Source organism: Mycobacterium dioxanotrophicus (assembly GCF_002157835.1).
In the GTDB taxonomy this organism is placed as follows: Bacteria; Actinomycetota; Actinomycetes; order Mycobacteriales; family Mycobacteriaceae; genus Mycobacterium; species Mycobacterium dioxanotrophicus.
The window spans coordinates 5,284,819-5,309,978 of sequence record NZ_CP020809.1; the positions used below are offsets into that span (position 1 = coordinate 5,284,819).

At 67.2% G+C, this 25,160-nt stretch carries 22 protein-coding genes; 11 read left to right on the top strand and 11 right to left on the bottom strand.

Going from position 1 to position 25,160, the window contains the following annotated elements:
* The first annotated feature begins 137 nt into the window (after positions 1-137).
* The 6 genes from BTO20_RS25760 to BTO20_RS25785 all read left to right on the top strand — a co-directional run bounded on the left by BTO20_RS25760 (position 138) and on the right by BTO20_RS25785 (position 7,258).
* Positions 138-1,229 carry an acyl-CoA dehydrogenase family protein gene (locus tag BTO20_RS25760; RefSeq protein ID WP_087078860.1) on the top strand — a complete coding sequence of 364 codons (1,092 nt, stop codon included), beginning with the start codon at positions 138-140 and terminating at the stop codon, positions 1,227-1,229.
* A gap of 1 nt (position 1,230) precedes the next feature.
* A complete protein-coding gene (locus BTO20_RS25765) occupies positions 1,231-2,418 on the top strand; it encodes an acyl-CoA dehydrogenase family protein (protein WP_087078861.1) in 1,188 nt (395 codons plus the stop codon).
* Between the two features lie 5 nt (positions 2,419-2,423).
* Positions 2,424-4,811 (top strand): CaiB/BaiF CoA-transferase family protein, encoded by a 2,388-nt coding sequence (locus BTO20_RS25770; RefSeq protein ID WP_087078862.1) that lies wholly within the window; start codon positions 2,424-2,426, stop codon positions 4,809-4,811.
* Between the two features lie 80 nt (positions 4,812-4,891).
* Positions 4,892-5,824 carry a LysR family transcriptional regulator gene (locus BTO20_RS25775; protein ID WP_087078863.1) on the top strand — a complete coding sequence of 311 codons (933 nt, stop codon included), beginning with the start codon at positions 4,892-4,894 and terminating at the stop codon, positions 5,822-5,824.
* A 7-nt stretch (positions 5,825-5,831) separates the two neighbouring features.
* On the top strand, positions 5,832-6,209 hold the full coding sequence (locus BTO20_RS25780; RefSeq protein ID WP_087078864.1) for a YchJ family protein: 378 nt from the start codon (positions 5,832-5,834) through the stop codon (positions 6,207-6,209).
* A gap of 32 nt (positions 6,210-6,241) precedes the next feature.
* Positions 6,242-7,258, top strand: a complete 1,017-nt coding sequence (locus BTO20_RS25785) for a zinc-dependent alcohol dehydrogenase family protein (protein WP_087078865.1) — start codon at positions 6,242-6,244, stop codon at positions 7,256-7,258.
* Between the two features lie 18 nt (positions 7,259-7,276).
* On the opposite strand, the gene BTO20_RS25790 is transcribed toward BTO20_RS25785, so the two are convergent.
* From BTO20_RS25790 to BTO20_RS25805, 5 genes are read right to left on the bottom strand one after another with little or no spacing between them, the layout of a single operon-like run.
* A complete protein-coding gene (locus BTO20_RS25790) occupies positions 7,277-8,926 on the bottom strand; it encodes an amidohydrolase (protein ID WP_087078866.1) in 1,650 nt (549 codons plus the stop codon).
* Complete coding sequence (locus BTO20_RS25795; RefSeq protein WP_087078867.1) at positions 8,919-9,212, bottom strand: EthD family reductase; 294 nt, start codon at positions 9,210-9,212, stop codon at positions 8,919-8,921. The genes BTO20_RS25790 and BTO20_RS25795 overlap by 8 nt, the downstream gene beginning before the upstream one ends.
* 40 nt (positions 9,213-9,252) lie before the next feature.
* Positions 9,253-10,734, bottom strand: coding sequence for a cytosine permease (locus BTO20_RS25800; RefSeq protein WP_087078868.1), 1,482 nt, complete (start codon positions 10,732-10,734; stop codon positions 9,253-9,255).
* Complete coding sequence (locus BTO20_RS39505) at positions 10,731-10,889, bottom strand: hypothetical protein (protein WP_157680324.1); 159 nt, start codon at positions 10,887-10,889, stop codon at positions 10,731-10,733. The genes BTO20_RS25800 and BTO20_RS39505 overlap by 4 nt, the downstream gene beginning before the upstream one ends.
* Before the next feature lie 32 nt (positions 10,890-10,921).
* A complete protein-coding gene (locus tag BTO20_RS25805) occupies positions 10,922-11,992 on the bottom strand; it encodes an LLM class flavin-dependent oxidoreductase (protein ID WP_087078869.1) in 1,071 nt (356 codons plus the stop codon).
* A 69-nt stretch (positions 11,993-12,061) separates the two neighbouring features.
* Between BTO20_RS25805 and BTO20_RS25810 the strand changes: the two genes are divergently transcribed.
* Positions 12,062-13,108 carry an Lrp/AsnC family transcriptional regulator gene (locus BTO20_RS25810; RefSeq protein WP_232490849.1) on the top strand — a complete coding sequence of 349 codons (1,047 nt, stop codon included), beginning with the start codon at positions 12,062-12,064 and terminating at the stop codon, positions 13,106-13,108.
* Here the strand turns inward: BTO20_RS25810 and BTO20_RS25815 are convergent.
* Entirely contained in the window at positions 13,081-14,574 is a 1,494-nt protein-coding gene (locus tag BTO20_RS25815; protein WP_087078870.1) for an aldehyde dehydrogenase family protein, read from the bottom strand. The genes BTO20_RS25810 and BTO20_RS25815 overlap by 28 nt on opposite strands.
* Positions 14,575-14,830: 256 nt before the next feature.
* On the opposite strand from BTO20_RS25815, the gene BTO20_RS25820 reads away from it, so the two are divergent.
* From BTO20_RS25820 to BTO20_RS25830, 3 genes are read left to right on the top strand one after another with little or no spacing between them, the layout of a single operon-like run.
* On the top strand, positions 14,831-15,472 hold the full coding sequence (locus BTO20_RS25820; protein WP_087082670.1) for a 3,4-dihydroxy-2-butanone-4-phosphate synthase: 642 nt from the start codon (positions 14,831-14,833) through the stop codon (positions 15,470-15,472).
* Complete coding sequence (locus BTO20_RS25825) at positions 15,465-15,884, top strand: ester cyclase (RefSeq protein WP_157680325.1); 420 nt, start codon at positions 15,465-15,467, stop codon at positions 15,882-15,884. The genes BTO20_RS25820 and BTO20_RS25825 overlap by 8 nt, the downstream gene beginning before the upstream one ends.
* Before the next feature lie 5 nt (positions 15,885-15,889).
* Positions 15,890-16,396, top strand: coding sequence for a flavin reductase family protein (locus BTO20_RS25830; RefSeq protein ID WP_087082672.1), 507 nt, complete (start codon positions 15,890-15,892; stop codon positions 16,394-16,396).
* A 36-nt stretch (positions 16,397-16,432) separates the two neighbouring features.
* Here BTO20_RS25830 and BTO20_RS25835 read toward each other — a convergent pair whose 3' ends face one another.
* Together BTO20_RS25835 and BTO20_RS25840 are read right to left on the bottom strand one after the other, a co-directional pair.
* Positions 16,433-18,928 carry a polynucleotide kinase-phosphatase gene (locus tag BTO20_RS25835; RefSeq protein ID WP_087078872.1) on the bottom strand — a complete coding sequence of 832 codons (2,496 nt, stop codon included), beginning with the start codon at positions 18,926-18,928 and terminating at the stop codon, positions 16,433-16,435.
* Positions 18,925-20,277: a 3' terminal RNA ribose 2'-O-methyltransferase Hen1 gene (locus tag BTO20_RS25840; protein WP_087078873.1), complete on the bottom strand. Its 1,353-nt coding sequence runs from the start codon at positions 20,275-20,277 to the stop codon at positions 18,925-18,927. Before BTO20_RS25840 ends, BTO20_RS25835 begins: the two co-directional genes overlap by 4 nt.
* A gap of 73 nt (positions 20,278-20,350) precedes the next feature.
* On the opposite strand from BTO20_RS25840, the gene BTO20_RS25845 reads away from it, so the two are divergent.
* Positions 20,351-23,005 (top strand): helix-turn-helix transcriptional regulator, encoded by a 2,655-nt coding sequence (locus BTO20_RS25845; protein WP_087082674.1) that lies wholly within the window; start codon positions 20,351-20,353, stop codon positions 23,003-23,005.
* Here BTO20_RS25845 and BTO20_RS25850 read toward each other — a convergent pair.
* The 3 genes from BTO20_RS25850 to pcaD are packed head-to-tail and all read right to left on the bottom strand — an operon-like array spanning position 22,951 to position 25,153.
* Positions 22,951-23,631, bottom strand: coding sequence for a CoA transferase subunit B (locus BTO20_RS25850; RefSeq protein WP_087078874.1), 681 nt, complete (start codon positions 23,629-23,631; stop codon positions 22,951-22,953). The two genes, BTO20_RS25845 and BTO20_RS25850, sit on opposite strands and share 55 nt — an antisense overlap.
* On the bottom strand, positions 23,628-24,404 hold the full coding sequence (locus BTO20_RS25855) for a CoA transferase subunit A (RefSeq protein WP_087078875.1): 777 nt from the start codon (positions 24,402-24,404) through the stop codon (positions 23,628-23,630). Before BTO20_RS25855 ends, BTO20_RS25850 begins: the two co-directional genes overlap by 4 nt.
* On the bottom strand, positions 24,401-25,153 hold the full coding sequence (pcaD, locus tag BTO20_RS25860; RefSeq protein ID WP_087078876.1) for a 3-oxoadipate enol-lactonase: 753 nt from the start codon (positions 25,151-25,153) through the stop codon (positions 24,401-24,403). The genes BTO20_RS25855 and pcaD overlap by 4 nt, the downstream gene beginning before the upstream one ends.
* Positions 25,154-25,160: the final 7 nt, after the last annotated feature.

Below are 25,160 nucleotides of genomic sequence, written 5' to 3' on the forward strand. Positions count from 1 at the left end.
ACATCGACGCTTGTAAACGACCGACGCGCTCACCGGGGCATGTCGCGAACGGAAACCTGCCGGTGTCGCAATCCGTGATTTACACCACTGCGGTGACACGGTTGCATGGAGCACGACACCGAAAGAGAGGGTCCGGTATGACGACCAGCGTTGCCGAGCGCGCGGAGTTGCGGGCTGCGGTCCGCGACCTGCTGCAGAGTCGATGCACCGAGGCGGACGTGCGCCGGGTGATGGTCACGGACGACGGCTTCGACCGCGACCTGTGGCGACGGCTCGCCGATCAGGGCGTCGCCGGCATGATCGTCGACCAAGCCTACGGCGGTGTGGGGCTGGGTGCGCTCGACGTCGAAGCGGTCGCCGAGGAGACCGGCGCCGCCCTGCTGCCCGCCCCCTTCGTGTCCAGTGCGGTGCTGGCCACCGCGCTGATCGGTGCGACAGGCACCGATGAGGACAAGCGACGCCTGCTGCCGGGCCTGGCCGACGGCACGCGAATCGGGACCGTGGCAGTGACCGGCAGTCGGGGTTCCTGGACCGCCGACGGCGTCGCCGTACGTGCCGACGGCTGCAGCCTGACCGGCAGTGCCCACTACGTCATCTTCGGTCAGGTCGCCGACATCATCCTGGTGGTCGCCGAAACTTCCGACGGCCCGGGCATTTTCCAGGTGGAGCCCGATGCCGATGGGTTCACCCGCACCCCCGCAACGGTTTTCGACCCGACGGTGCCGCTCTCGACGTATACCTTTGACCAGGCGCCCGCACGACGACTCGGCACCGCAGGCTGGCATGCCGTGCAGCACGCACTCGATCTCGCGACCATCGCCCTGGCCGGCGAGCAGGTCGGCGGGGCCCGGCGCATCTTCGACATCACCGTCGAATACCTCAAGACGCGCATCCAGTTCGGCCGTCCCATCGGCAGTTTCCAAGCGCTCAAACACATGGCCGCCGATCTGCTGCTCGACGTGGAATCGGCCACCTCCGCCGCCCAGCACGCCGCCGCCCAGCACGACGCGGCCAGCGAAAACGCCGCGGGCGCAATCGCACTCGCAGGCTTCACCTGCGCGGAGGCGTACCGGCACACTGCGGCGCAGGCCATCCAGATGCACGGCGGTATCGGATTCACCTGGGAACATCCGGCTCACCTGTACCTGCGCCGAGCCCGCACCGGCATCCCATTGCTCGGTGGCCCACGGCTGCACCGCGACCGCTACCTCGCTTCGAAAGGCGCCTGACATGACGGTTCCCAGTCCCGAGCAGCTGCGCGCCGAGGTCCGCGACTGGCTGGCCGCAAACTGGCGCGGCCTGCCGAAAACGGCTGACCCCTGGGTGAGTTCACCAGAGCACGTCGCGTGGCTGCAGCGGGTGCTCGACGCCGGTTATGCGGCCCCCACCTACCCAACTGAATGGTTCGGCCGTGGCTACCCCAACGTCCTGGCCGCCGTCATCGAGCAGGAGTTCCGGGCCGTCAAGGCTCCCGGGGCCCGGCAGGACAAATACAACATCCCCGCCAACACCGTGCTGGCGTTCGGCAGCGACGAGCTGAAAAGCACGCTGCTGCACGACTTTCTGACCGAACGCAGCCGCATGTGCCTGCTCTACAGCGAGCCCGGTGCGGGCTCGGATCTGGCCGCAGTCCACACCACCGCGGTGCGCGACGGCGACCGCTGGGTGGTCAACGGCCAGAAGGTGTGGACGTCGGGCGCCAAGACCGCCGAGTACGGCCTGCTGATCGCCCGCACCGACTGGGATGTGCCCAAACACAAAGGGCTGAGCTTCTTCATCATGCCCATGCGCCAACCCGGCATCGAGGTCCGGCCGTTGGTGCAGATCACCGGTGAATCCCATTTCAACGAGGTGTTCATCACCGACGCGTCGGTGCCCGCCACCCACCTGATCGGCGGCGAGGGCAACGGCTGGCGGGTGCTGCAGACCGCGCTGGCATACGAACGCTCCATCATGGGTGACGGTGGCCGCGCGTCGCGCAATCGCACCCGTGCCGACAACCTCATCGAACTGGCCCGCGAACACCACCGGCTCGACGACCCGGTGATCCGCGACGAGCTGGCCACGGTGCTGTCGTTGCGGGAACTCAACGCGCTCAACAACGCCCGTGCCAAGGCCGCCGCGACGCAGGGCACATCGAGCTCGATCATGTCGCTCGGCAAGCTCGCGATGTCGCGCATCCTGCACGCCGAGGCCAAGCTGAAGACCGAGATCATCGGGGCCGAAGCGCTTTTGGCGGGTGCCGACAACCCCGAGGCGGACGACATCAACTTCCTGACGCTCAACGCCTACTTCACCTCGATCGGTGGCGGCACCGACCAGATCCAGCGCAACATCATCGGCGAACGCGTCCTGGGACTGCCGAAAGAACCCGAGGTCGACCGGGACATCCCGTTCCGTCAGGCCCGACGGAGCTGAGTCGCATGACGTATGACCCGCCGCTGTCCGGCGTCCGGATCCTCGATCTCGCGACCGGGCCGATGACCGCCATCGGTCGGCTGTTGGCCGATCTGGGCGCCGAGGTGACCCCGGTCGACCTGCGCGGGGTGACCGAGCAGGCCACCATCGGACCGCATGTCGACGCGGTGGCGCTCGGGTCGGCCATCGACCGCCACGGCATGAGGTCCCTCGCTGTCGACCCCACCACAGCCGGCGGCCGGCACCGATGGACAAAGATGCTCGCCGACGCCGACATCCTCATCGAGGACACCCGACCGGGTTCGGCGGCAGAAACGGCGTTGGACGTACACCGGATTCACGCCGACCACCCGGCATGCGTCATCCTGTCGCTCAGCGACTTCGGCCGCGACACCGACTTCAGCGGCTGGCAGGCGACCACCCCGGTGCTGCATGCCCTGATCAGTGAGCTGTCGCGCTCGGGCATACCGGGCCGCGAACCGCTGGTCCCGCCAGGTGACTGGCTGCCGTACCAGGTCGCTGCCGCGCAGGCCGCGGTGATGGTCCTCAGCGTCTACCTCGACCGGTTACGCACGGGCGCGGGCGATCTCATCGACTTCTCGATTCTCGACGGTGCCATGGCGGCCCTCGACCCGCCGTTCGGCACCGCCGGGACGGCGTCGGTCGGCGTGCCGATCAGTGCCCAACGCCGTGACTGGAACGCCGAACGCCAACGCTATCCCATCGTCGCGTGCAAGGACGGTCACGTCCGGATCTGCCTGCTGGCCAAACGCCAATGGCGTGGCATGTTCGAATGGATGGGCAGCCCAACCGAATTCGCCGATCCGCGGTTCGACAGCCTGCGCGAGCGATTCACCTCGCCAACGCTGCTCGCGGCCATCGAACGGTTCTGCGCCGACAAGACCCGAGCCGAGCTGGAGGCCGCCGGACAGCGCCACGGTGTGCCGACCGCAGCGGTGCTGACCCTCGACGAGGCCCTGGCCACCGAGCAGGTCCGCGAGCGCGGCTTCCTGCGCGACGCCGAGCTCGCCCCCGGACTGGTGGCGCCGGTCCCGGTGGGTGTCACCGAGATCGACGGCGTGCGGGCCAGTGCACTCAACGCTGCAGCCGACCGTGCCGCACGGCCCGTATCCGCCCCGGTGCTGACCGGCCGGCCGCGGCGCGACGAAGGGCTGCCGCTGGAAGGGCTGCGGGTACTCGACCTCGGGGTGATCGTCGTCGGCAGTGACACCGGCCGGCTGTTCGGCGACCTCGGCGCCGACGTCGTCAAGATCGAGAACTCGGCGTACCCGGACGGACTGCGGGGCAACCTCGCCTACATGACACAGGGCTTCGCCGCGGGGCACCGCAACAAGCGCTCGATCGGCATCGACCTGCGGAGCCGGCGCGGCCGCACGCTGGCGCACCGGCTGGTCGCCCAGTCCGACGTGGTGCTGACCAACTTCAAACCCGGCGTCGCCGAGACGCTCGGCATGGACCACGCGACCCTGCGCACCGTCAACCCGGGCATCGTGGTGGTCGACAGCTCGGCGTTCGGCCCGACGGGGCCGTGGGCGAAACGGCTCGGCTACGGGCCGCTGGTGCGTGCCGCAGCCGGTTTCACCGCCGCGTGGGTGTACCCGGGCGAACCCGACACCTTCTGCGACACCGTCACCGTCTACCCGGATCACGTATGCGCCCGCATCGGCACGCTGGCCGCCCTGGCGCTGCTGCTGCGCCGCGAACGCACCGGCACCGGTGGGTCGGTGAGCGTCGCCCAGTCCGAGGTGATGCTCAGCCATCTCGGCGCCGACATCGCGGCCGACGTGCTGCAGCAGCGCGGACACCGGCGTTGCGACCGGCCGCAGCACGACGCGCCGTGGGGTTTGTTCCCCGCCGCCGGGACCGATGCGTGGGTGGCGGTCACGGTGCGCGACGACGCCGACTGGGCGGCGCTGTGCCAGACCGTCGGGCGTCCCGACCTGCACGCCGACCCCCAGTTGGCCGACCGCGCCGGGCGCGACCGGCACCGCGTGCGGATCGACGACGCGGTGCGTGCCTGGACCACGACGCGGTGCCCCAAAGAGGTGATGGAGCGGTTGCAGACGGCCGGCGTCCCGGCGGGTGCTGTGCTGCACGCCGCCGACGTACCGGAGTGGGACTACTACGTACAGCGCCGCGCGTTTCGCGAGGAACTCCACCCGCACGGCGCCGAACCGTTCACCATGGAGAACGCGCAGATCCATGCCGAGCGGGTCGCCGATCCCCCGCTTGGTCAGGCCCCGCTGCTGGGTGAGCAGACCCGCCAGATCGCCGCGGAATTGCTGGGCCTGTCCGACCCGGAGATCGACGACCTCCTCGCCGCCGGAGTCCTGGAGATACGCCGTGGGGCGAGCGAAGCGACGTCGAGATAGTCAACGTTGACCGGCCCGGCAGGGCGGTCTCGTAGGATTCGGGACATCACAGCACCAATGGATCGGCGGGCGTAGCGGCGATGGAGATCGACTTCACCCGCCTGCGCTACTTCGTGGCGGTCGCCGAGGAACTGCACTTCAAACGCGCCGCGGACCGGCTGATGATCACGCCGCCGCCGCTGAGCAAGCAGATCAAGCTGCTGGAAAAGGAGCTCGGCGGCGAACTGTTCGAGCGCACCTACCACGAGGTGCGGCTGACGACGCTGGGCGCGCAACTGCTGGGCCCGGCCCGCGACATCCTCCGTCAGGTCGACGAGCTCAAGGAGACGGCCGAACAAATCACCAAGGGCACCACGCCCATTCGCGTCGGAGCCACCGCGTATGCCCCGTCGGATTTCCTCGCGCAGTTGGAGACCGCGGTCGCCCGGCAGCCCGAACCGACCGAGTTCAGCGTGCCGGGTTCGGCCGCGGAGGTCACCGCGAAGCTGGTCTCCGGGCACATCGACCTGGGGCTGATCCACCTCCCCTCGTCCGACCGGCGGCTGCGACACAAGATCGTCGCCACCTATCAAGGTGCTATTGCCGTACGCTTCGACGATCCGCTGGCCGGTCAGGAGATGGTCGGCATCGAGGCGTTGCGCGACCGCGACGTGGTGATCGACTTCGCCCGGCCGAATCCCGTCGTGCTGGCCGGTCTGACCCGTCGGCTCAACGCCCGTGGTGTCACCCGCATCGTGCGCACCACGAGTCAGCTCGGCGGGGAATTGGAGATGGCCACCCAGGTGTTCAACCGGCACCTGGTGGCCGTCGTCAGCTACGCTCCGGCGTCGGCGATCGGCAGGATATTCTCCCCGCCGGAGTTCGACCTCATCCCCATCGACGAGAATACTTGGCCGCCAGCAGAAATCGCGCTGGCCTGGGTGCCCGACCGGCTCCGGCACCCCGCGCAGATGGAATCCCTGGTGGACCGGATTTCCGCAGCAGTGGCACCGGTCCGCCACGGGTTGGGATAATCGGCCGATGCAACAGGCGTGCCCGTGTGGATCCGGTGAGGAGTACGGGCATTGCTGTGGCGCGCTGCACCGCGGCGAACGCACCGCCGCCACGGCGCTGGCACTGATGCGGTCGCGCTTCAGCGCGTTCGCTCTCGGAGACGCCGACTATCTGATCGCCACCTGGCATCCCGAGACCAGGCCGAAGCGATTGGACCTCGACGACGGCATCGTGTGGCGCCGGCTGCAGATCGTCGACACCGACGCGGGCGGCACCGACGACGAGACCGGCGTGGTGGAATTCCGCGCCCAGTACGAACACGACGGCAAACGCCACATCCTGCATGAGCGCAGCCGGTTCGACCGGGACCGCCGCGGCGCATGGCGTTACATCGACGGTAAGTAATCGGCACCGACAAGGTAAGGGAGACAACGATCATGCGCGGAGCGGTCATGTACGGCAAGGGCGACGTCCGGCTGGAGCAACTGCCGGAACCGACGATCGTCGAACCCACGGACGCGATCGTGCGCAACGCCGCTTCCTGCGTGTGCGGGTCGGACCTGTGGAACTATCGCGGCATCAACGAGACCCCGAAGCCCAGGCCGTTCGGCCATGAGTACTGCGGGGTCGTCGAAGCGGTCGGCGACGCTGTCACCACCGTGAAACCGGGCGACTTCGTGATCGGCTCCTTCTTCTCCTCTGATGGCACCTGCCCCAACTGCCGCAACGGTTTTCAGACCTACTGCCTGAACGCGAAACCGATGATCGGCTGTCAGGCCGAAGCGGTGCGGGTGCCGTGGGCCGACGGCAGCCTGGTCGCCACCCCCGAACAGCCGTCGGCCGACCTGATCCCCAGCCTGCTGGCGTCCTCCGACGTGATGGGCACCGGCTGGTTCGCCGCCGACGCCGCCCGGGTGGCGCCGGGCATGACCGTGGCGGTCGTCGGTGACGGTGCGGTCGGGTTGTGCGGGGTCATCGCGGCGCGGCAACTCGGGGCGGAACGGGTGATCGCCATGAGCCGGCACGCACCGCGCCAACAGCTGGCCCTCGCGTTCGGCGCCACCGACATCGTCGAGGAACGCGGCGAGGAGGGCGTGGCCAAGATCAAGGACATGACCGACGGCATCGGGGCCGATGCCGTGCTGGAATGCGTCGGGACCGGCGACGCCATGGACCAGGCGATCGCCTCGGCGCGCCCGGGCGCCACCGTCGGGTTCGTCGGGGTGCCGCACGGGGTCACCATCGACGGCACCACGCTGTTCCGCAGCCAGGTCGGCGTCAACGGAGGCCTGGCACCGGTACGCCGGTTCCTGCCCCACCTGATCGAGCTGGTGTTCAACGGGACCATCGACCCGGGCCGGGTGTTCGACACCGTGATGCCGCTCGACGACGTCGCCGAGGCCTACCGCGCCATGGACGAACGCCGCGCCATCAAGGTGCTGCTGCAGCCGTGATCGCTGCGGCCGCGATGCTCATTGTTCGCTCCTGCTGAATACGGGTTCTCCGGCGAGGAATACGTCGGTGACGGTGACTTCGCAGAGCTCATCGGCGGGCACCTGACGTGGGTCTCGGTCGAGTGCGATGAGATCGGCGAATTTGCCGACTTCGAGTGTGCCGCGCGTGTGTTCCTCGCCGAGCGCGTATGCGCCGCCGAGCGTGTGCATCTGCAGCGCCTCATAGACAGTGACCTGCTGGGCCGTATCGAGCTGCAGGCCGTGAAAGGTACGCCGCGACACCGCACTCGCAATCGACAGGAACGGGTTGGTCTGACCGATCTCCGAACCCACCCAGACATCGGAGCTCCCGGACACCGGCCAGCGGTCGTCGATCAATCGCCGCAGCGGGAACTGCCGCTGACGGGCGTACTCGCCGACGTAGTCGGGGATGAACTCGGCGAAGTTGTAGATGAACACCGGTTGCGGCACCGGCACGATTCCAGCGGCCTTCCATGCCGAGGTGAGCGCCGGGTAGTCGGGTACGAAGTTGCCGGCATGTTCGATGCGGATACGCGGGCCGTCACCCCGCCGCTTCACCGAGGCCAGCGCCTGGCACACCTCTAACTGCGCCCGGTCCCCGTTTGCATGCACGGCCAGCTGCAGCCCGGCGTCCTGAGTGCGTTGCGCAAGTTCGACGATCTCCGCTGTGGACAGGGCGATTTCGCCGCAGTTGTGGCCGTCGCCATGCGCATATGGTCGCGAGAGCGCAGCGCGCGCCGCTGAATATCCACCATCGGCGAAGGCCTTGACTCCCTGGATCCGCAGACGGCTGGGATCACTTGCCAGGGTGGCCCACTGGCGGTGATCACAGGCCTGTTCCAACGTCACCGTCCCCGGGGTCCACAGATAGATGTGGATGCGGGCTGATATTCGCCCCGCCGAGATGCCGGCGTCGTATAGCTCCAGCCCCTGTGTCAGCGAGTCGGAGATTTCGCCGATTGTGGTAACACCGTTGACGGTGAACAACTCTCGGATACCTGTCTCCACGGCCCGCTCGGCGTGCTGGCGGTCGAGGCCCGGGAACGGCAACAACTTGTCCATTTCGGTGACGACACCGGTGGGCTCACCACTTACGTCGCGATGCACCGCCGGTTTTCCGGTGATGCTGTAGTCCACCGCCTCGTATCCGGCATCGATGCCGGATAGCTGTAGCGCGCGGCTGTTCAAGATGCTCAAGTGGCCGCCGGCGCGAATCGCGATCGCGATGTCACTGCTGACTGAATCGAGTTCGCGTCGGGTCGGGAAACGACGATCGGCCAGCTTCTGGTCGAAGAACAGATTCGCCTGCCCCACCAGCCATCCGTCGCGCGTCTTGTCCAGATTGTCCCGCAAGGTGTCCAACACGTCTGCCACCGTTGAGCAGCCCGGCGCACGGACGTCGACCATGCTGTAGGCAGCCTTGGCGGCCACCTCGGCGTGGGCGTGCGGGTCGACGAATCCAGGCATGAGCACCTTGGCGCCGAGATCGACCACCTCGTCCCAGTCGGCCCTGTCCAGCTCGGCGGCCGGCACCACGTCGTGGATGAGACCGTCCTTGACCATCACCACACCGGGCCCATCGAACTCCTTGGGCCCCAACGTGATCACCCTGTCGGCGCGAATGGCCGTCACGGCGCCCTCAGACATGCCGCGGGACGTTCAGAACAGTCACGCCCGCGTCGGCGAAATTGGCCAAATCGTCGACCGCCGCCTTACCGGGTACCGAGGTCAAGGACGCCGCAGCGTCCTCGCTGGAGGCATAGCTCAATCGGGCCAGGACGTAAAACGGCGAATCCTGGTCAGTGACCTTGCCCCAGGAGAACTCGCGGAGCATGGGCAGCTTGTGAACGAGTGGAATGTGAGTGTCGCGGTAGTACGCATCGAACGCGTCCGGGGCCGCCGGCCGATTGTAGAGCACGATAACGTCATGCATGGCAATGCCTTTCGAGGAAATGCGGGTGACTGCGCAGGATTCATTCCGTGGTGGTCAACGTGGCAGGTGCAGGCGTGTCCGCAGCCTGCGGGGCTACCGCACGCGTCGAGCGCATGCTGCCGTAGCCCCCCGAGCGGCGGGGCGCCAGAAACAGCAGGGTGCCCAGGATGTAGACCACACCGGCGCTGATCGCCGCGGGGAACGAGGCTGTCGTGTACTGAAACGGCGTGCGGTACACGTAGGTGACCGGGTCAAGCAGATAGATGTACGTGCCGATACCCGCGGCGAATGCGGCAAATCCGACAGGGTTGAGCCCCGCCACGTAGAAGTACTTCGATGAACGGCCGGGCAGGTACAGAGACAGCACGTCAAACCGCTGGCGCCGCAGCACAAACCAGTCAGCGATCTGGATGCCACACAGCGGCGCGAACGCGACACCGAGGAATGCCAGGAAGATCGAGAAGAACGACTCCGCGGAGCCCGCGAAGAAACCGACCACCACCATCGCCGGCAGCGACACCAGGAAAATCGTCCACTTCCACGACAGCCTGTCCGCCTTGGGAAGTTGCCTCACCGCGAGGCTTGACGCGTAGATGCCCATCATCGCGGTACCGACGTTGGCGATCAGCAGAAAACCCAGCATGATCATTCCGATGATGACACCGCCCTGGTCGACCAGGAATGAGGTCGGGTCACCACCGGAGTCTTTGACCACCAGGCCGGTGTAGAGGCCGACGAGTGAGCCGATCCCCACACCGAGGCCGAATCCGACGACGACCGGCCACAACGACTGCCGCGCACTGGGACTGGTGCGCACGATAGTTCCGATGTAGGGCCACCACGACAGGTTGACGGCGATCAGAACTTCCAGGGCGCTGGCCCAGTTGCCTGCGGCGGTGCCGTAGGGGGCCACGGCGACGGCATCGAGGACGCCGTGGACACCGACACGCATGACGAGCAGGCCGAGTACGACCATGCTCATCACCGCGACGATGATCGCGATGATCGGCCCGCGGCTGCGCACGTATTCCGGCCCCTTGCGGATCAAGTCGAGAACCACGAACACTGCCAGTACACCCACGACGGCGACGCACAGGTTCCAGTATTTGCGGTCCATGATCCCGAACGTGACCAGCAGTTCGGCGATGGCGCGGCCCTTATAGATGAACAGGATGACGTTCCAGCCCATCGTCGAGGCGTACACCAGGAACAGCGACACATACGACCCGCGGGTGCCCAGCTGGGCCCGGCTGGCAACCACCGAGTCGATGCCGTACTTCGAGCACATCGGCAAGGTCGCGAGAGTGACCAGAAGGATGCCCAGCAGCGAACCACCGAGCAGTGCGAATGTGCCAGGCGTCGCGGTGAGGTAATTGGAGACGAATCCCCCGATCGTGAAACACCAGGTGGCCATTGCCGCGGAAAATGCCGCCAGGAAGATCGCAAGCTTGCCGAAGCCGCGTTCCGAGCGCATGAGCGGCCAGCCGTTCTCCTCGGCCAGCTTGTAGTCACCGATAGTCACAACAGCACTCCAATGGCGATCAGAATTACCGGGATGATCACCGTGGCGACGGCGAACAATACATAGTCCGATTTGACAAGTGGGACGCCTTGATCTTCTTGATCGAGAATTAGCTGGCAGCGTTGCCGCAGTTCCTCCGAGATGGGCTCAGACATGGACTTCTCGTTTCCGGTTGTCAGCCGCGTCGCTATTTCTTGGCTGCCGTCGGATCGACCGCGGGAATGACCTCGTGACCGATCAATTCGAGCGACTTCTTGATGTTTTCGTGGCCGACGCCGTCGATCCGCAGCAGCACCTCGTCGATTCCCATCATCTCCAGCCGCCTGATGCGTTCGATGAAGTCATCGGGTGTGCCAATCATGACCGACGGCGTGTATTCGCACAGCCAGTCGAGGTCTTCCTGGTGTTCGATGAGCTGTTCGAGGGTGTCCAGGTAGGTATATCCCGGGTTCTTCGACAGCGGGATGTAGAGGTTCAAGATGAACTTGAAGTAATCCATCGCGATGTCGCGTGCGATCGCCCGGGCCTGGTCGCGGTCTTTGGCGCAGTAGGCAGTCGCCACATACAGACCGCGGTAGTCGTTGGGCGCCAACACAGCCGAGTGGTCGGTTTCATCGAACGCGGCACGGTAAGCGTCGAGACATTCCTGCAAGTAATCGAACCCGAAGTAGTTGTCGAACGTGATCGACCCGATGCCGCGCGCACCCGCATTGGCATGGCTCTGGACGCTGGAAGCCGCCACCGAAACCGCGGGATGCGGCTTGGTGTAGGGCTTGGGGACAACCTCGACCGCCGGGATCTGCCAGATCGGGCCGTGGTGTTCGAGCTTCTCGGCCGTCATGGCCTTCATCAGTACATCCATGCCGTCTTCCCACTGATCGCGGGTCTCGGAGGGATCGACACCGAAGGCCGCCAGCGTGGTCAGGTTGTTGGACCGAGCGGTGCACACCTCGGCGCGCCCCTTGGACACGATGTCGAGGGTCGCCAATCGTTCGGCAACGAGAATTGGATGGTTCCACTTCAACATCACTGACGCCATCGTGCGCAATGTGATGCGTTCAGTGCGCATGGCGATCGCAGAATACAGTACCTCCGGTGCCGCGATCGAAAAGCTCGGCGGGCTGAAGTGCTGTTCTGAAGTACCCCAGGTCGAAAATCCCAATTGGTCGGCCAGTGCCACCTCGTCGATTAACTGGTGATAGCGGTCAGCGGCGGTGGTGCCGGTCAGATCGCCCTCTTGTAGCAGTCCTACACGCATTTAGTTTTTCCTTTCACTGGTGGGCGTGATGGGCAAATTCGGTCAGTGGTTTCGAGTAATGTGTCGGGCATGCCTGCAGCCGAGGCCTCGTCGTGGGCCGGACGTCACGCCAACGGTGGTTCCATGGGTGGCGCCGATGAGGCCGGCACCGATCTGGACGCTTTGGACCTGACGCTCATCGATGAGCTCCAGCGCGATGGCCGGGTTCCGTTCGCCGAGGTGGCCCGGCGGCTCGCCGTCACCGAAAAGACGGTGCGCCGCCGGGTGTCCCGGCTCGTCGAACAGCGGTACATCACCATTGCGGCAGTGACGGACCCGGCCTCGCTGGGCTTCGGTGGCATGGCGCTCGCGCTGGTGACCACGGACGGGCAGCGGCCCGCGAGCGAAGTCGCCGCCGAGCTCGCCAACCTGCCCGAGGCGGACTACGTGAGCGTGACCACGGGGCCGTTCGCGATGGAGGTCGAATTGGTAGGCGACGACATCGCGCAGCTCAATGCTGTGGCCACCAACCAGATCCGACCCGTACCCGGAGTCCGGTCGGTGGAACTGCTGCCCTATTTGCGACTGCATTACCAACAGGCACGCTTCTCCGCACAGCGTGAGGACACCTCGGGGGTTCGGCCGCGGCCACTCGACGACACCGACCGCGCGATCGTGTCCTACCTGGCCGCCGACGGGCGCGCTCCACTGCGCGACATCGCCACCGCACTGGGCGTCTCGGAGGCCAAGATCCGATTCCGCTACGCCAAATTGGTCGAATCCGGCGCGGTGCGCGTGATGTGCATCGCGAACCCGCTGAGGCTGGGGCATCGATTCACCAGCTGGGTTGCGGTGCGCGTCGGCGGAAGTGGTCGCGCCCAGGTCGTCGCCGAGGCACTCACCCACCTGACGTCGGTGTCGTATGTGGCGATCACGGCGGGCCGCTGCGATGTTCTCGCCGAGGTGGTGGCCCGCACCGGCGAACAGCTGCTGTCGATTCTCGATGAAGAGATCCGCACCATCGAAGGCGTGATCGAGGCTCAGTCGTGGCTTTACCTGGGTCTGCACTACAAGCCGATTCGGCCGCGAAACGCAGGGCCTGGTTGCGGTCATGCCAGCGACATCCAGATGGTCTGAGTATCAAGGTATTTCGCCAAGCCGTCGAAGCCGCAGTCTTTTCCGATGCCGGAGTTCTTGAAGCCGCCGAACGGTGCCGCCGCGTGGTAGTCGGCGTACGTATTGACCCACACCAGACCGGACTGCAGATTCTGGGCAACCGTGTGCGCCTTGCGAACATCGTTGGTCCACACTCCGGCGGTGAGTCCGTAGTTGGCACTGTTGACCCGGATCATCAACTCATCGACCGAGTCGAAGGTCTGCACGCTCAGTACCGGGCCGAATATCTCATCGGTGATCACCGCATCACTGTCGGCGGCACCCACAACGGCGGTGGGCTCCAGGAAGTATCCGTCGCCGGCGATACGCGAGCCGCCGAAGGGTATCGACGCCTTCGTCGCCGATACCGAGTCGAGGTATTTCTCCACCTTGTCGCGGTGCTGATCCGACGCCAACGGGCCCAACGTCGAGGCGCGGTCCAGGCCCGGTCCGATGACCAGCGCTTGGGCGTAGCGCTGCACGATCTCCAGAACCTCGTCGAGCACCGACCGTTCCACCATCAACCGGGAGCCACTGAAACACACTTGGCCCGAATAGAAGTAGGCGGTGGTTGCCGCAGCGGTCGCGGCCGCTGGGATATCGGCATCGGCAAAGATGATGTTCGGGTTCTTGCCCCCGAGTTCGAGCGAGATGTGCTTGAGGGAGCCACCCGCCGCGGCGCCGAGGACGCGTCCCACCCGTTCGGAGCCCGTGAATGAGATTTTCGCGATGCCCGGATGGGTCACCAGCGCGTTGCCGGTCGACGACCCCTGCCCGGTGACGACGTTGATGGTGCCGGGCGGAAGGCCGGCCTCGATCGCGAGCTCGGCCAACCGCAGTGATGAAAGAGACGTCAGTTCAGACGGTTTGAGCACCACAGTGTTACCGGCAGCCAGCGCAGGCGCCAGCTTGATCGCCGCCTGACACAGCGGGAAATTCCATGGTGTGATCGCGCCGACCACACCCAACGGCACCTTGCGGCTGTACACGTGAGCGCTTGGGGTGTCGACCGGAACCACATCGCCGGTGAGCTTTGTCGGCCATCCCGCGTAGTAGCGAAACTGCTCGACCGCCAGCGGCACGTCGACCGCTTCCACGTAGCTCACGGGCTTGCCACCCTCGAGCGCGTCGTATTCGGCGAGTTCGGCGGAGTGCTGCTCGAGTAGATCCGCGAGCCGATGTAAGGCGGCTTCCCGCTTCCCCGGCGTCAGCCGACCCCAGTCACCGGCGAATGCCGCGGCCGCGGACGTCACCGCGCGGTCGACGGTGACCGGATCCGCGTCGGCGATCTGCGTAATGACCGACCCGGTGGAGGGATCTATCGAATCGATCGTGGCGCCTGCTGGGACGATGCGCTGACCGTCGATGAAGCATCCGTGCACATCGGTGGCGAAAGCAAGCGCCTCCGCGCTGACCAGGGATGCGAATCCCGTGGTGCTCGTTGTCATCGTCTTCCTTCCCGGTTGCAGCCTGCGACGCCGCCGACTTCGACGAAACGACGTGAGCCACCTAACATTCAGTCGCTGATGAACGTTATACGCACGATAGACATCTAACAAGACCTGATTTCGCAATCAGTGTTCCGCACATGACCGTAAAGCGCTATCTTGATACAACATCACCCCGGCTCGCCACCAGTGGCGCTCCCCGAACGGCCACCGATCTGCACCGCCGGAACTGCACACACACTCGATAGGACTCGCAATGCTCACCGCCTGGAAACCTCCTTCGACGGCTCTGCCCGACCGTTGGCATCCGGTGTGTGTCGCCCTCACGCGCGGAAAGCCGGCGATTCTCCCCGCTAGAGGTGGAGCTGTCCTGGCCTTCGCGGCAGCCACAGCGACCAGCGACCAACTGCATTTCGCCATCAGACACTCGTCCGGCTTGATCCATGCCGCGATGACCGCCTCACGTCTGGATCAACTGCAGATCCCGGACCAGTGGGTATCACCGTCGGAAAACAGTGGCTGCGGATTCACCGTGGCCGTCGACGCCGCCGCGGGCATCACAACCGGCATCAGCGCCCGGGACCGCGCCCGCACGCTTCAGGTCCTCGCCGACCCGACATCCACTCCCGCCGACGTGGTCCGCCCAGGCCACGTCATGCCGATCCGGTGTTCCGACAACGGCTTCGTGTCACAGCAACGACCGTGGGAACTCGCCGTCGACCTCGTTGCGGCGGCCGGGCACCCTCCGGTTGCGGTGGTGTGCCGATTGATCGGCAACGACGGCGAGACGCTGGATGCCGCCGGCGCCGAAGCCTTCGCCGCCACGCATGGCTTACCGGTGTGTGAGCCACCCGTACCGCGGCGTTACCTGCACGCGGTGGGAGTCCGCCGTGGCTGATCACCACATCGAGGCCAAGGCATTGGTCCGCCGCGTGCTCGAAGAGGTGTGGAACACCGGCGACGTCGACATCCTCGACGATGTGCTCACCGACGACTATGTCCGGCACGGCCGTGACGAACGCACCGACAAGGAGCATATGAAAGCGACAATCACGCTGTCCCGGAACGCTTTTCCCGACCTGCACACCGAAGTTCGGCACATGCTCCAAGAGGGCGATACGGTCGCCACCCGCTGGAAGGCCGTCGGCACCCACCAGGGCGCCTTCTACGATCTGCCCATCACCCGCAAGAAGGTCATCATCACCGGGATGACATTCTCTCGGATCTTCAACGGCAAAGTCGCCGAAGAGTGGGAATCATGGTGCGGCGCAGACCTGTTCCAAGATCTCGGCGTCGTCAACCTCTGGTAGGCATGATGAGCTGCCGCGGCGCCGGACCGACGACTGACGAGATCAAGGCCTTCCACCGGAAGTTCGTCACCGGAGTCACCATCGTGACAACTGGCGACGGCGGAGAACCGCGCGGCTTGGCACTGAACGCCTTCACCAGCGTCACCGTGACGCCCGCCATGGTCCTGGTCTGCGTCGCCAAATCATCCACGACCCACGATGCGCTGTTCGGTGCCGACCACTTCGCGGTAAACCTGCTCAGCCGAGACCAACTCGACGTTGCCGGGCGATTTGCCACCAAGTCGCCGGACAAGTTCACCGGACTGGCTTGGCATTTCGGTGAACATGGCTGCCCGATCATCGACGACAGCTGCGCACATCTGGAAGCCGAGATCACCATGCGCGTCCGAACTTCGACCCACACCGTCTTTTTCGGACGCGTTCTCAACGCCCGCAGTAGCGACGCGGCACCACTGGTCTATCTCGGTTCAGCGTTCTTCGACGGCGCTCGGCTGCAGCCCATGGCGACCTGACGCCGCCGCGCCATCAAGGTGCTGCTGCAACCGTGATCACAACCTGGGGTCTACCGGGTCGGATTCCAGCGCCAGCACCGCGAACACGCATTCGTGGATGCGCCACAACGGTTCTCGCGCCGCGACACGGTCCAGTGCCTCGATGCCGATGGCGTATTCCCGCAGTGCCAGCGACCGTTTGCGGTTGAGGTTGCGTTCCCGCAGCCGTGTCAGATGCCGGTCTTCGGTGTAGTCGGGGCCGTAAATGATACGCAGGTACTCCCGGCCGCGCACCTTGATCCCGGGTTGCACCAGGCCTTTTCGTCCTCGCACCAGGTTCGCTGCCGGCTTGACCACCATGCCCTCCGCACCGGACGCGGTGAGTTCCTCCCACCACCGGGACGCCTGCGCGACCGAGGCGTCGTCCCCGGTGTGCACGGTCAGCCGCCGCGTGGTGACGAACAGGTCCGGGTCGGCCGCGGCGAGGCGGTCGGCCATCGCCAGGTGCCAGTCGTGCGGACGCGTCGCGAATGACCGGCCCTCGGCAGCCAGCAGCGCGAACGGTGCGACGGTGACTCCGGTCAGGCCGCTGGTGGGCCGGCAGTAGCGGCGGTACGCCGCACGGTAGCCGTCGGTATTGGCAGCGCGTGACCTGGTGCGCTCCAGCAGTTCTGCCACGTCGACGCCCCGGTCGGCGGCGGCGGCCAGCGCCTGGCCGGCAGTCGCCAGCACCGCGCCAGCGGCCGCCCCGACCGGCGCGTACTGCCCGGTGACCAGGCCGGCCGCCTTGGCGGTCCACGGCATGATCTCGACGTCGAACAACAGCCAATCGGTGTCGAGCTCATCGAACAGCGCAGTGGCCGCGGTCCGGACCCGGTCCAGGAACGGCTCGGTAAGCCCGGGGTCGAAGAACGCCCGCCCGGTGCGGGTGTGGACGACGCCGGGCCCGTCGACGCCGAAACGCTCCCTGCCCGAATCCCGACACACCAAAATCACGGCGCGCGAACCCATGTGCTTCTCCTGGCACATCACCTGCTCGACACCGGCATTGCGGTACGCCCGCAGCGCCTCGTCGGGATGCTCGAGCAGACCGTCGCGGGTGCTGGTGTCGGGTGGGCTCATCGTGGGCGGCAGGTAGAGCAACCAGCGCGGGTCAACGGCGAAGCGGCTCATCACCTCCAGCGCGGCGGCGGACTGTTCGGGATGCACGGTGATGCGCCCCAACTGGCCCGTCTCGATCACGCGCCGCCCGGTCACGTCGGCGAGGGTGAGGGCGGCAGCTTCGGTGATGGCGGGCTGCAGCGGTTTCACCGGCTCATACCAGGTGCGTTGGGCTGCAACCGAAACCACCTCGCGTTCCGGATAGCGCAGCGCGCTGAGCCGGCCGCCGAACACACACCCGGTGTCCAGGCAGATGGTGTTGTTGATCCATTCGGCGACCGGCGTCGGGGTGTGCCCGTACACCACGGTGGCCGAGCCGCGGTAGTCGTCGGCCCACGGATAACGCACGGGCAGGCCGTATTCGTCGGTCTCGCCGGTGGTGTCGCCGTACAGCGCGAAGCTGCGCACTGCTCCGGACGCCCGGCCGTGATAGTGCTGCGGCAGCCCGGCGTGGGCTACCACGAGCTTGCCGCCGTCGAGCACATAGTGGGCCACCAGGCGATCACAGAAGTCCCGCACCCGTTCGCGGAACTCGTCGGGTTGCGCCGCGAGCTGCTCCAGGGTCTCGGCCAGGCCGTGGCTCACCGTCACTTTGCGTCCACGCAACGCGCGCAGCAGCTTCTGTTCGTGATTGCCGCACACTGCCAACGCATTTCCGGCGTCGACCATGTCCATCACCAGGGTCAGCACGCCAGCGGTGTCGGGGCCGCGATCCACGAGATCTCCGACGAATACCGCGCGTCGTCCGTCGGGATGATTCGCGCCGCCGGATCCGACGACGTAGCCCAGCGTCGTGAGCAGCTCAACGAGCTCGGCACGACAGCCGTGCACGTCGCCGATGATGTCGAACGGCCCTGTCTCGCTGCGCTTGTCGTTGAGCAGTGGTTCGATGGTGATCTCGGCGGCGTCCACCTCGTCCACCGAGGACAGCACGTGCACGCGCCGGAAGCCTTCCTTTTCGAGGTTGCGCAGGCTGCGGCGCAGTTCGTCGCGCTGACGGCGTACCACCCCGTCGCCGAAACCGCGGTCGGCGCGGGCCCGCGTCCGCTCGATGCAGACCGACTCCGGTACGTCGAGGACGATCGCCACCGGCAGCACGTGGTGGGCGCGGGCGAGTTCGATGAGCTCCTTGCGCAGATTGCGTTGGGTGTTGGTGGCGTCGACGACCGTCACGCGACCGGCCTGCAGCCTCTTGGCTGCCACATAGTGCAGCGCATCGAAGGCCGCCTGCGACGCCGACTGGTCGTTCTCGTCATCACACACCAGGCCGCGGAAGGTGTCGCTGGAGAGCACCTGGGTGGGCCGGAAGTGCTTGGCGGCGAACGTCGATTTGCCGGATCCGGACGCACCGACCAGCACCACCAGGGACATGTCGGGGATCGCGAGCCTCATGCCGTCACCTCGAACACCGCGGCCTGCGTCGGCGGTCCCAAGTCCGGATCCTGCGGCCCGATCGGTTCGAACCGCACGGTGTAGCCGTACCGGTCGGCCACCTCGGCGGCCCAGCGACTGAATTCGGCGCGGTTCCACTCGAACCGGTGATCGGCGTGCCGGAACTGCCCGGCCGGCAACGCGTCGAACCGCACGCTGTACTCGGCGTTGGGGGTGGTGACGACGACCGCACGCGGACGCGCCACCCCGAACACCGCGTAGTGCAGTGCGGGCAACCGGTTTTCGTCGACGTGCTCGATGACTTCCATGAGCACCGCCGCGTCGTATCCGGCCAGGCTCGGGTCGGCGTAGGTCAGCGCGGACTGCCGCAGGGTGACCCGGTCCCTGACCCGGTCACCGGCACGTTCGAAGGACCGGGCCGCGGCGTCGAGGGCGGCGGAGGCCACGTCGACGCCGAGGATGTCGATGAACTGGGCGTGGGTGACCAACTCACGCAGCAACGCCCCCGGCCCGCAGCCCAGATCGACGACCCGGGCGGCACCGAGCTCGGTGAGCAGCTCGATGACGCGGCGACGGCGCTGCGCGGCAAGGGATTCCGATGGCACCCGAGCGGTGGCGGGTTCGGCGGAGGCGTCGTCGCTGAGCCGGGCCAGCGCGGCATCGACGTATTCCCGCCGGTGCTTCAGATAGCGGCGGCTGATGACCTCGCGCAACGGGTGGGTGTCCAGCCAGCCCTCCCCCGCGTGCAGCAGCTTGTCGACCTCGGCGTCGCCGACCCAGTAGTGCTTGGCATCGTCGAGCACCGGCAGCAGCACGTAGAGGTGTTTGAGCGCATCGGAGAGCCGCAGCGTGCCGGTCAGGCGCACGTCGGCGTACGGCGAGTCGCCCCACTCGGGAAACGCGGCGTCGAGCGGCGGGGTTTGTGCCTCGACCTGCCAACCGAGCGGGGTGAAGAGATCGCGCACCAGGGCCGCGCCGCCGGGCAGCGCGGGCACGCCGATCTCCAGCGGGATGGCCGCATCGGCCAGGTCCTGCTTGGCGCTGATCCCCTTCATCGCGGACCTGAACACGGTGCCCATTGCCACCGCGAGCAATGACCCTGCGGCGTACGGCCGGTCGTTGACGTACTGGCCCAGGGTGAACGCGGTGTTGTGCTTGCCCCGAACCAGGTTGATCGGGTCGATATCGCAGAACAGCGCTGCGGTACACCGCTCGTCGGTGGCCTGCGGGTAGAACACGTGCGCGACACCGCCCGCAACCTCGAACCGCTGGGCCCGGTCGGGATGCTTGTGCAGCAGATAGCCCAGGTCGGTGGCGGGACGGTGGGTGGTCGACACGGTCAGGTACACGGTTCGACAGTAAACGCGGCGTCCTGGCGCTTGTCGCTCGAATTTCCGACAAGCACCGACCTACCATGTGACGATGCCTGCAGGGTCCACCGGCTTCGTCGGCCGGGACGGGGATCTCGCCGACCTGTCGGGCCGGCTCGCATCGACCGTCGCCCGCGGCGCCGCGGTCGTCGCGGTGCTCGGGCCGCCGGGCATCGGCAAAACGGCGTTGCTTCGGGAACTGGCTACGCGGCACGAGCGGGCCAGGTGGGCGGGCGCGGCGGCGTGGGAATCCGATCTGCCCGGCGGTGTACTGGCCCAGCTGATGCAGGACGACTTCCCCGACGATCCCGTGGACGCCGCCGCGCATCTGGTGGACCTGCTGCGCGGCCCGGAGCCCACGCTACTGCTCATCGACGACGCCGAACACTCCGATTCACTGTCCCTGCAAGCGATTTCCACGCTGGTGCGGCACCAGCGCGAGCTTCCCGTGCTGGTGGTGATCGCCACCGGAGCCGACGCTCCACCGCAGCCGATCGCCGATCTGGCTGCCGACCGCTTCCGGTTGCAAGGACTGAGTCGGCATGCGGTCGCCGAGCTGGCCGCCGACCGGGGCCGGGCCCTGCACCCGGCGATGGCTCAGGTGCTCACCGAACACACCGCGGGCAATCCCCGTGACGTGCTGGCACTGCTCGATGAGCTGCCGGGGTCGATCTGGGCTCGGCCCGACGCGTCGTTGCCGGCCCCGGCGCATGTGACGGCCCAGGTGGCGGACATGCTGGCCCGGTGCGGACCCGAGGCCCGGGCGCTGGTCGATGCCCTGGCCGTCCTCGAAACGGTCCAGGACGCCGGTGTCGCGCTCGGCGAGACCGCTGAGCTGGCGGGGCTGACCGATCCACGCGGCGCCATCGACGACGCGGCCGGCGCGGGGCTGCTCGACCGGGTGTCGCCGCTGGAACCGCGGCTGCGTGATCCCATGACCCGCGCGGCGCTGCTCGACATCATGGGGGTGCGCGCGGCCGGCGCAGCCCACCGGCACGCGGCGGACATCGTCGGGGATCCGGTGGCCCGGTTGCAGCATCTGGTGGCGGCCACTCCCACACTCGACGCCGAGTTGGCAGCCGACGTCGATCGGTTGGCGCGCGAACGCGGCGCGGCGGGATCCTGGGCGTCGGCGGCGACCCTGTTCCGGGAGGCCAGCCGGCTCACCCCGGACCGGCTGGTGCGCGACGAGCGGCTGACTCTCGCAGTAGACGCCCTGGTCGCGGCGGGCGACTGCGGCGCCGCGGCGGCCCTGGTGCCCGCGGTGGAAAGTCTGCGCGAAACACCTTTGCGCAATGCGGTTTTGGCGTATCTGGCGATACTGCGGGGCCGCGCCACCGAAGCCGAGGTGCGGTTGCGCCGGGCGTGGGACATCGTCAACGTCGACCGTGACCCCGAGACCGCGGCGCTCATCGCGCAGCGGTACGTGTTGCACACTTTGGTGCGGTGCCGCGGCGACGAGGTGGTCGAATGGGCCGACACCGCGCTGCGGTTGGCCCATCCCGATTCGCCCGCCGGAATCGAATCGGCCGCGATCCGCGGGCTCGGCCTGGCCGCTGCCGGACATCCGGCGCAGGCGACGGCGGCCTACGACGAGGTGGCCGCGCGGTTGCCGCACGGCGCTCAGGCTCAGCGGGTGACGATGGGGCGCGGCTGGTTACAGTTCATCCGCGATGACGTCGAGACGGCCCGCAGCAACCTTGAGACTGCCGTCGCGACAGCCGCTTTGGGTGGTTCTACCCGGATCACGTTGTGGGCGTTGGGTTGGCTGGCCCGCGTCCAGTTCGTGTGCGGCGACTGGGACGAAGCCCTGGCCAGTGTCGAGTCCGGGCGCACGCTCGCGCAGACCAGCGGCATCGCGATCGTCACCCCGCTGCTGGAATGGACGGCCACGCAAATCCATGCGCTGCGCGGAGATTGGGCCGATGCGGATGCCGCGGTGCGGGCCGCCGACGTGGTCACCCAGGACTACGAGATGATGAAGATCCCGGTGCTGTTGGCCCGCGCCTACGTCGCCGAAGCCGACGCGGACTATGCCAAGGTGCGCCGGGTGCTCGAGCCGTTGACGGCGATGGCCGCCGGCACGTCGCTGACCGAACCGGGGTACTGGCCCTGGCCGGACATGCTGGCCAACGCCATGGTGCTCGGCGGTGACCTCGATGCCGCCGATGAGTTTCTGCGGCCACACGAACAGCGTGCCGTCGAGCGTGAGCACCGGTCGGCGATGGCGCGGCTGGGCTACGCGCGCGGCCGGCTGCTCGGGGCCCGTGGGGATCTGCCCGCGGCCCGGGCCGCGTTCGAGCGGGCCCTGCAGCTGCTGGACGGGTTGCCGTTGCGCTACGACACCGCACGGGTGAACTTCGCCTACGGGCAGACGCTGCGCCGCGCCGGCAAGCGCCGCGAGGCGGACGCGGTCATCAGTACGGCCCGCGATATCTACCTGGCCCTCGGCGCCGAGACCTATGTGCAGCGCTGCGAGCGTGAACTCAAGGCCGGCGGCCTGCACCTGATGCGCGGCTCCCGCGACAGCGTCGAGCTCACCCCTCAGGAGGATGCAGTGAGTTCACTTGTCGCCCAAGGCCTGTCAAACCGTGAGGTGGCGGCCGAGCTCTATGTCTCACCGAAAACCGTGCAGTACCACCTGACCAGGATCTACGCCAAGCTGGGTGTGCGTTCGCGTGCCGAGCTCGTCGCACTGCGGCGCTGATCGGCAACGGGCGCCGCGGTTTTTTCGACCACCTCGTCGAAGGTGACGCCGGGAGCCAACTCCACGACCGCGAATCCGTTGCCGGTGACGTCGAGCACCGCCAGGTCGGTGATCACGCGGCTGACCACGGCCTTGCCGGTCAGCGGCAGATCACAGGCCGAAACCAGCTTGGCCGCACCCTTCTTGGTGACGTGGTCCATCAGCACGATCACGCGGCCGGCGCCGTTGACCAGGTCCATCGCCCCGCCCATGCCCTTGACCATGGCGCCGGGCACCATCCAGTTGGCCAGGTCGCCGTTGCCGGCCACCTGCATGCCGCCCAGCACCGCGACGTCGACATGGCCGCCACGGATCATCGCGAAACTTGTTGCGGAGTCGAAGTATGACGCGCCTGCCACCACCGACACGGTCTGCTTGCCCGCGTTGATCAGGTCAGGGTCCACATCGTCGTCGTACGGGAACGGTCCGACTCCCAGGATGCCGTTCTCGGCGTGCAGGGTGACATCGGAGCCGTCGGGCAGGTGGTCAGGGATCAGGGTGGGCAGGCCGATGCCCAGGTTGACGTAGTCCCCGTCGTGCAGCTCAAGTGCGGCGCGGGCGGCCATCTGATCGTGGTTCCAGCTCATCGCTCGGCTCCTCGGGTGCGGGTGGTGCGCTTTTCGATGTCCTTGTGGGCGGCCTGTTGCGAGGTCAGCTCGACGATCCGCTTGACGAAGATCCCGGGCAGGTGCACCTCGTCGGGGTGCAGTTCGCCGACCTCGACGACGCGCTCGGCCTCGACCACGGTGACCCGGCCCGACATCGCGGCGGGCGGGTTGAAATTGCGTGCGGCGGCGTGGAATTTGCAGTTGCCGGCCTTGTCCACGACCGCCGCGCGGATCAGGGCGTAGTCGGTGACGATGCCTTCCTCCAGCACCATCTCGGTACCGCCGAAGGTGCGCACCTCCTTGGGCGGTGAGGCCAGCGCCACGCTGCCGTCGGTGTGGTACCGCCACGGCAGGCCACCGTCGGCGACCATCGTGCCGACGCCCGTCGGCGTGAAGAACGCGCCGATTCCGCTGCCGCCGGCGCGCATTCGCTCGGCGAGCGTGCCCTGAGGGGTGAGTTCGACGGTCAGTTCACCGGCCAGGTACTGACGGGCGAACTCCTTGTTCTCCCCGACATAGGACGCGATGACGCGGCTGATCCGACGGGCCTCCAGCAGCAGGCCCAGCCCGGCGCCGTCGACACCGCAGTTGTTGGACACGATGGTCAGGTCCCCGGCGCCCTGCTGCAGCAGCGCCTCGATGAGAAACCACGGGATCCCCGCGAGGCCGAACCCGCCGACAGCCAGGCTGGCGCCGTCAGGGATGTCGGCGACCGCTTCGGCGGCCGAGCCGACCACTTTGTTGAGGGTCATGACTGCTCCAGGTGTGCGATGAGGGCGGGGGTGATGGTGCCGGGTTGTTCGGCATTGGCCAGGTGGGCAGCGTGCTCGACGACGAGCAGCTTGGCGTCGGGAATGGCGTTGGTGATCTCTTCGAGCTTGGCCGGCGGAGTGGCCGGGTCGTCGGCGCCTGCGATGGCCAGCGTCAGCGCTGTGATCGACGAAAGCTGTTGCCGCAGATCGAGTTGCGCGATGACTTCGCAGCATCCCGCGTACCCCTCGGCGGGCGTGGCGGCGACCATGGCCTCCCAGGGGGCGCGGTCGCCGGAGTAGCCGGCAGTGAACCAGCGGTCCACCACAGCTGCGGCGACCGCGTGGCTGCCCTCGGACCGCACCGTGGCGGCCCGATCGGTCCAGGCGTGGGCCGGGGGAAGCTGAGCACCGGTGCACAGCAACACCATTCGGGCCACGCGCTCGGGGTTGCGGGCAGCCAGCCGCATCGCGGTCATGCCACCGAGTGACAGTCCGACGATGTGCGCGCGTTCGATTCCGAGCCGGTCCAGCAGGGCGACGACATCGTCGGCGAGATCGTCGATGGTGTACGGACCGTCGGGCACCGGCGACGCGCCGTGCCCGCGGGTGTCATACCGCACCACGGTGAAATGCTGTTCCAGTTCCGCAAGCTGGGCGTCCCACATGCGGTGGGTCGAACCCAGCGAGTTGGACAGCACCACCGCGGGGCCGGAACCGGTCACCACGGCGTGGACGTCAACAGTGCTCATGCGCGAT